This window comes from Aliivibrio sp. S4MY1, from assembly GCF_028765545.1.
Taxonomy (GTDB): Bacteria; Pseudomonadota; Gammaproteobacteria; order Enterobacterales; family Vibrionaceae; genus Aliivibrio.
The window spans coordinates 1-6652 of sequence record NZ_JARACP010000037.1 but is presented as its reverse complement, the minus strand read 5'-3'; the positions used below and the strand labels follow the sequence as shown (position 1 = coordinate 6652).

Annotated in this window: 6 protein-coding genes and 3 tRNA genes; 6 read left to right on the top strand and 3 right to left on the bottom strand. The window is 35.0% G+C overall.

The genetic code is table 11. The features are described from left to right. Positions 1-744: 744 nt before the first annotated feature. Positions 745-864, top strand: coding sequence for a hypothetical protein (locus tag PVK71_RS20575; protein ID WP_443111741.1), 120 nt, complete (start codon positions 745-747; stop codon positions 862-864). Between the two features lie 348 nt (positions 865-1212). Here the strand turns inward: PVK71_RS20575 and pssA are convergent, their stop codons facing one another. Together pssA and PVK71_RS19955 are read right to left on the bottom strand one after the other, a co-directional pair. After that, positions 1213-2565 carry a CDP-diacylglycerol--serine O-phosphatidyltransferase gene (pssA, locus tag PVK71_RS19960; protein ID WP_274421075.1) on the bottom strand — a complete coding sequence of 451 codons (1353 nt, stop codon included), beginning with the start codon at positions 2563-2565 and terminating at the stop codon, positions 1213-1215. A 72-nt stretch (positions 2566-2637) separates the two neighbouring features. Then, the gene (locus PVK71_RS19955) at positions 2638-3066 is read right to left on the bottom strand and encodes a GNAT family N-acetyltransferase (RefSeq protein WP_274421074.1); all 429 of its coding nucleotides are present in this window, start codon (positions 3064-3066) and stop codon (positions 2638-2640) included. A 71-nt stretch (positions 3067-3137) separates the two neighbouring features. On the opposite strand from PVK71_RS19955, the gene murB reads away from it, so the two are divergent. Next, complete coding sequence (gene murB, locus PVK71_RS19950; RefSeq protein WP_274421073.1) at positions 3138-4190, top strand: UDP-N-acetylmuramate dehydrogenase; 1053 nt, start codon at positions 3138-3140, stop codon at positions 4188-4190. Next, positions 4174-5163 (top strand): bifunctional biotin--[acetyl-CoA-carboxylase] ligase/biotin operon repressor BirA, encoded by a 990-nt coding sequence (gene birA / locus PVK71_RS19945; RefSeq protein ID WP_274421072.1) that lies wholly within the window; start codon positions 4174-4176, stop codon positions 5161-5163. Before murB ends, birA begins: the two co-directional genes overlap by 17 nt. Here the strand turns inward: birA and coaA are convergent. Beyond that, the gene (gene coaA / locus PVK71_RS19940) at positions 5134-6057 is read right to left on the bottom strand and encodes a type I pantothenate kinase (protein ID WP_274421071.1); all 924 of its coding nucleotides are present in this window, start codon (positions 6055-6057) and stop codon (positions 5134-5136) included. The two genes, birA and coaA, sit on opposite strands and share 30 nt — an antisense overlap. 193 nt (positions 6058-6250) lie before the next feature. Between coaA and PVK71_RS19935 the strand changes: the two genes are divergently transcribed. The 3 genes from PVK71_RS19935 to PVK71_RS19925 all read left to right on the top strand — a co-directional run bounded on the left by PVK71_RS19935 (position 6251) and on the right by PVK71_RS19925 (position 6565). Continuing rightward, a tRNA-Thr gene (locus tag PVK71_RS19935) sits at positions 6251-6326 on the top strand. 46 nt (positions 6327-6372) lie between these two features. Continuing rightward, positions 6373-6456, top strand: a tRNA-Tyr gene (locus PVK71_RS19930). A 34-nt stretch (positions 6457-6490) separates the two neighbouring features. Next, positions 6491-6565: transfer RNA gene (locus PVK71_RS19925), tRNA-Gly, on the top strand. Positions 6566-6652: the final 87 nt, after the last annotated feature.

Genomic DNA, 6652 nt, shown 5'->3' with positions numbered 1-6652 from the left:
CACCAAAAAAGCCCTAATCGAAAGATTAGGGCTTTTTTACATCTGAATAAAAGTAAATAATCCTGAATAGGCACAGCGAAGTGGCAGTTCAGCTGGTTATACCAATCACAGTAAGTAAGTGATCAGAAATAGCGCAGGAAAGATTCTTGAGAACAAGATGAAATTTTGCGATAAGTAGTTATTCTACAATCAAAAATTCTAATGCAGTTATCGAGCATTTTAACCAGATAGGATGGTCAGTTGTTTACTGTGATTGGGATAACTGTTGAGCAAAAAGAATATCTTAAGAATACGTCACTTCAAATGCTATAAAATCTGAAGGTGGTCGCTTGTAAGGAAGTTATATCGTACAATTCATTCTTGATTAATTTTACGTTTCTTACTAGTCATTCGGTGTATACCGCTTACTACATGAACTCAACTTGACCTGGATAACTACACGTTCAAAGCATCCAAAATAATCAGAGTAAACCTAAGAATCTTTAAAAAACTCCAAATAGAAACGTTCCTTAAGATCCCAGGGCATATTCACTTAAAAGAGGTGCTTGTTTGGTTTCAAGGCGAAGCTAGATTTGGTCAACGCAATACCACAATCAAGATTTGGGCTGAAAAATAAACCCGACCTAGAGCCGTTTGTATCAATACTGGTGAAGCTGAAGCGATTGTTTCTCCGCTAAGCAACATAGAAGCAATGACAAGGCACCTTGAATTGTTCCAACGGCGACACCTATTAGTAAACATTTCGTGGTTATTATGGATCAAACGATCTGGCACCAAACATACTTAGCCAATAACTTTAAGAACATTACGATAATCCATATCCCACCATATTCACTAGAATTAAATCCAATAGAGAAAGTTTGACAATTGCTTCGACAGTACAAGTTAGCGAATAGGTGTTTGAAAACTATAACGATATAGTGAGCTCAGTGTGTAATGCTTGGAACAACTTTGTGAAGATAAAGGCAGAGTCCAATCTCTCTGCTTTAAAGATTGGACTGGATTGATAAGTTAATTAATGGAATTGGTATTATTCTTAAGGTTAGTAAAAAAGCTGGTAATATATTTACTCATATTGAGATAACTAAATGATGGAGAGTTTAGAGTTTAGAGTATGGGTAGCGTGATTTTGGATGAATAGGGAAAGGACTTTTTGTACAGCATAAATATCAAAATGGGTATGCACTGTATTAATGTATACCCAAAACTTAATTATAGAATTTGATTCAGTATATGATCTGCTTTAATTCGCTTAATTCTTTTGATTAATTTTTTCACTTCAACAGGATAACTATCAAGCTTATCTACTTGCTTATATGAACCTATCAACTGTGTATGCTCTAAGATAACGTTTAGCTCAGATTGCTTGGTTTCTACAAGTAATTGCTCTGGATCTTGTAATAATAACCCATTTTCAAGATCTAGCTTCCAAGCTCTTGGATTCAGGTTGCTTCCTGTAATTAAAGTATACTCTTTGTCAACCCACATGCCTTTAAGGTGAAAACTGTTTTTTTCATGTTTCCAAAGGTGAAGAGATAATTGTCTACCAGCTATATATGTTTCATTAGTTTTCGCAAAGTTTCTCAAATTCATCTCATATAAATAAGGTAAGCCTGCGATTGTTTTGAACTCTTCTTCCGGAGCTATGTAGAAGTCATTTGCTGTTTTATCACCAACAATAATTGTTACTTTTACGCCTCGTCGCAGTGCTTTTTTTAGCTCTTTTGCGATAGGTTTAGGGAAATTAAAGTAAGGTGTGCAAATAGTGATTTCAGATATAGCTGATGCTAAAAGAAGACGAATATAATTATTTAATTTATTCCCTTTTCGGCCTAAGCCAACAAGAGGAGTAACGCCAACCTCTCCCTCTTTTCTTAACTGAGAGATAAATTGATAGTTAGATAAACCTAATTGTTTTCTTAGTTCTTTAATTGCTGGCTTTAATGACTTTGTTTCGGGCCTTTTCTGTTGAGATAAACAATTAACTGCAGGGCTAGCAATTAATGTTTTCTTAATGAAAGAAACCATTGAATTAGCAAGGAAAGGATTATTTATAACGTGGTATCGGTCAAAACGGTATTTATCTTTATGAGCAAGATATACATCATTTAAGCTGGCACCACTGTAAACAACAGTATCATCGAAAATAAACCCTTTAAGATGTAATACACCAAATACTTCTTTATTTCTTACAGGTACACCAAGAACATTTATTGAGTGTTCATACTTTTCAGAGAATTCACGATATAGAGCGGCATTACCATCACTTTTTTCTGCACCAATAAGGCCTCGTTGAGCACGATGCCAATCAACAAGAACATTGATATCTAGTGATGGTTTTTTTTGTTTCGCTTCATAAAGAGCTGTAAATATTTCTCTACCAGCATCATCATTTTCTAAATATAGTGCAACGATATAGATACGCTGTTGAGCATTCTCTATTTGTTTTAGGAGTTCATACCGAAAATCTGCAGCTGTATGAAGTATCTTAATATTCTCAGGATTTTGAGACAACATTGGAAGCATAGACAGCTGTTCTTTACTTTCTTGAGGTTTTAAATTCATAACCGGTCATTAAATTATCAATATAAGGAGATAGATTTTAGCAAATTTCGCTTCTATTGCCGAGAGTAATATCTAATTGTTAGGTTTTTTATATACCAAAATATCCAGCTTTTTTCCTCCATGTGTATAACGTTCATATTTTGATGTAATAATATGTGGAATGTTCTCTCTAGCAAGAGTGAAGTTATTCTTAAGATAAAAATCAGTTAATTGTGGGTCGCATAAGCAGTAACAATGATTTAGAGAAAGAAGTTTTTTTGTTTCATTGATAAGGTAGTTACCTAGTTGTTTACCTCTCATTTCTTCAATAATCATCATCCCAGTAAGGAAATAGCAATCTTCATATGTCTTAATTCGTACTGCTCCAATAATTATGTTGTTATTTTCTAGGGCGATAATATCTTCTTTTCCTTTAGGTTTTCCTGCGGGGTAATTTGTTTTATATAGTTTATGGAGCAAAGGCAGGCGCAATTTATCTAAATGAGAAACGGTAAGATTCATTAGTTGTGTTCTATATAGTTCTTATGGATTAAGTTAGAATGTACTTAATCTAGTCAATTAAATACAGCATTATGAAAATATTATTAAGCAAAGAACTTAAGCCCTACAACAGCTTTTCAATCAAGCAAAATGCAGAATTGATTCTCCAAGCCGACTCAGTTCAAGATCTGATTGATATTTGGTCTGATAAGACCTACTCAGACATGATAAAGCTGCCTTTAGGTGCGGGAAGTAATACATTGTTTTGTAATGCATTTAACGGTGTGGTTGTCTTGAATCGTATTTATGGTAAATCTGTTATAGAAACGGAAGAGGAGTACTTCCTTAAGGTTTCAAGCGGTGAAGATTGGCCTAACCTTGTTGAATGGTGTATTGATAATGGGTTCCCAGGTATTGAAAATTTAGCCATGATCCCTGGTTGTGCAGGCACTGCTCCAATTCAAAACATCGGAGCGTACGGCCTTGAATTTAAAGATGTTTGTGAATCTGTTGAATACTTAGATCTTGATAACTTACAGATTAAAATACTCCATAATACTGATTGCCATTTTGGTTATCGAGAGTCGGTCTTTAAACATGAACTTAAAGACCGATGCATAATAACTGCAATAACTCTCCGCTTAGCAAAAAAATGGACTCCGCTTTTATCGTATGGCCCCTTAAGTGCTTTACACGATAAAAAAACAACGACTACTAGAGATGTATTTAATAAAGTTTGTGAAATCAGATGCCAAAAATTACCTGATCCTAAAGTTTTAGGAAATGCTGGTAGCTTCTTTAAAAATCCGATTATTTCAAGTGAACAATATTGTTCTCTGCTTCAATCTTATCCTAACTTGCCTGCATATGATGTTGAAGAAGGAAAGAAGATTCCTGCAGGGTGGTTAATTGATAATGCGGGTCTAAAAGGATTCAAAATAAATGATGCTCAAGTACATAAAGAACAAGCTTTAGTTTTGATAAATAATGGAGAAGCAACATCAGATGATATTCTAGAATTAGCTCACCATGTAAAACTAACTGTTCTTAATATGTATAACATTGAGCTTGAACATGAAGTTCGATTTTATGCTGATGGAAAAGAATCATTTTTATCGGAGTTATTTCATGAAAAATCACACTAAGAAACTTGCAATACTCGATTTACTTAGTGATGGTCAGTTTCATTCAGGTGAGGAACTTGGTGAAGTTTTAAATATTTCTCGAGCAGCAATAAGTAAACATATTGCAGTCATTCAAGGTTGGGGTCTTGAAATTTATAAGGTTAAAGGAAAAGGCTATGCTCTTTCTAATCCTATTGAACTATTGAAAGAAGCGTTAATTAATCATGCAAGTTTACCTTCTCCTAAATTGCTTGGTGTGATTGACTCTACTAATCAGTATCTTCTTAATAATATGGATACAATTCAAAGTGGCCAATCTTGTTTTGCTGAATATCAAGAGGCTGGTCGAGGAAGGCGAGGGCGTACTTGGGTTTCTCCTTTTGGTTGTAATATTTATTTCTCTTTATACTGGCGGTTAGAAGATGGTCTTGCTGCAACTATGGGATTAAGTTTAGCTATTGGGGTTGCTGTAGTTGATGCATTAGAACGTCTAGGTTGTAGCAATTTAAAGTTAAAGTGGCCTAATGATATTTACTGGAATAACCGTAAGTTAGCGGGTGTTCTTATTGAGCTATCCGCTCAATCTGGCGGTGCCGCTCACGTAGTTATTGGGGTAGGGATTAACGTAGATCTTAACGAAAGATTTGACTCTGAGATCAATCAACCATGGGTGGATTTAAACACTATCCTAGAGAAGAATAATATCCGAAATACGTTAGCGAATGAGTTACTCATTTCATTATTTAATGTGATGAAAGAATTTGAATACTCAGGCTTATCAAGTTTTGTTCATCGATGGAATGAACTTGATAATTTCAAAAAACAGACAATATCTCTTCAATTAGGTAATGGAACAGTGACAGGTGTGTGTGAAGGGATCGATCCTCAAGGTGCGCTTTTACTTACGGTTGATGATGAAATTAAATCATACAACGGTGGTGAAATATCAATACAAAAAGGCGAGTTATTTTCTGATAGAGACCTGATTAATTGAATGGTTTTTTCCTTTAGAAAGAATCAAGTGTGCTCTATTTTTTGTTGGTAAGATATTTTCTTCTAGATTGATACCATTAATAGTATCCCAAATGTGCTGAGCTTTATTTATCGACTCTTTTGTAGATAGCTCAGTGTAGTGTGAAAAGTATGAGCCGTTTTCTTTAAAAGCACTTTCCCTTAATTTTAGAAAACGTTCTACGTACCATTCTTTAAGCTGTTCGTGAGAAGCATCAACATAAATTGAAAAGTTTAAAAAGTCTGATACAAAGCGATGATGAAGTTCGTCAGGATAATCATTACTGTTTTGCAGTACATTTAATCCTTCTATAATTAAGATATCAGGGGATTCAACAATCTTACGCTCACCAGTAATATTATAGGTTAAATGTGAATACAGAGGTGCAGAGACTGATTTTTTTCCTGATTTAACATCTGATACAAAAGAGACAAGCGATTGTGTATCGTAAGATTCTGGAAATCCTTTTCTGTGCATGATCTTTCTTGCTTTAAGATTTTCATTTGGATAAAGAAAGCCATCAGTTGTTACTAGTTGAGTATCCAAATTTGGTAACAACTGCTTTAATAATGTTTGTATGATTCGAGCTGTTGTACTTTTACCAACGGCAACACTTCCAGCTATTCCAATGATAAAAGGTGACTTTATATCTTGGTGAGATAAAAATTGCTCCAAGATAACATTCTTTTCTCTATGGCTATTAATATGAAGCTGTAATAGTCGAATTAGCGGTAAATATATTTCGGTTACTTCATCTATGTTGATGTTTTCATTAATGCCACGCAGGCTTGTTAACTCTTTTTCTGTGAGAGTCATAGGGGTTGATTTTCGTAATTCAGCCCAACGGTCACGAGTAAAGGTTAAATAAGAGTTCACATGACTTACCTAGTAGATTAATGAGTGCTGAACAATACAATAAGGCGGAATAAGAAAAAAGTAGTCTTGTCACTTTTCAGGTGTGCTTTTGACAATATAGGTAATTTTTGGCATGAAAAAGCAAAAAAAAACGTTTTATTTGAATTTTCAGTTGCATGATATTTCCAGATTAACTAGAATGCGCACCAATTGTGCCGACTTAGCTCAGTAGGTAGAGCAACTGACTTGTAATCAGTAGGTCACCAGTTCGACTCCGGTAGTCGGCACCATCTTATTTTTTTTATTTAATACAAAAAGAATTTAAGATTAAAATTTGGAGGGGTTCCCGAGTGGCCAAAGGGAGCAGACTGTAAATCTGCCGCGAAAGCTTCGATGGTTCGAATCCGTCCCCCTCCACCATATTCAAGGTAAAATAGCTCAGTCGAGTTACATTGCGTGCATCGTATAATGGCTATTACCTCAGCCTTCCAAGCTGATGATGCGGGTTCGATTCCCGCTGCATGCTCCATCTCCTATTTTCCTTTATATTTCAAATGTATTTTATTGGTTACGTGGTCATTTATAACCACCAATGCCGTACCTAGAGGGACTATCA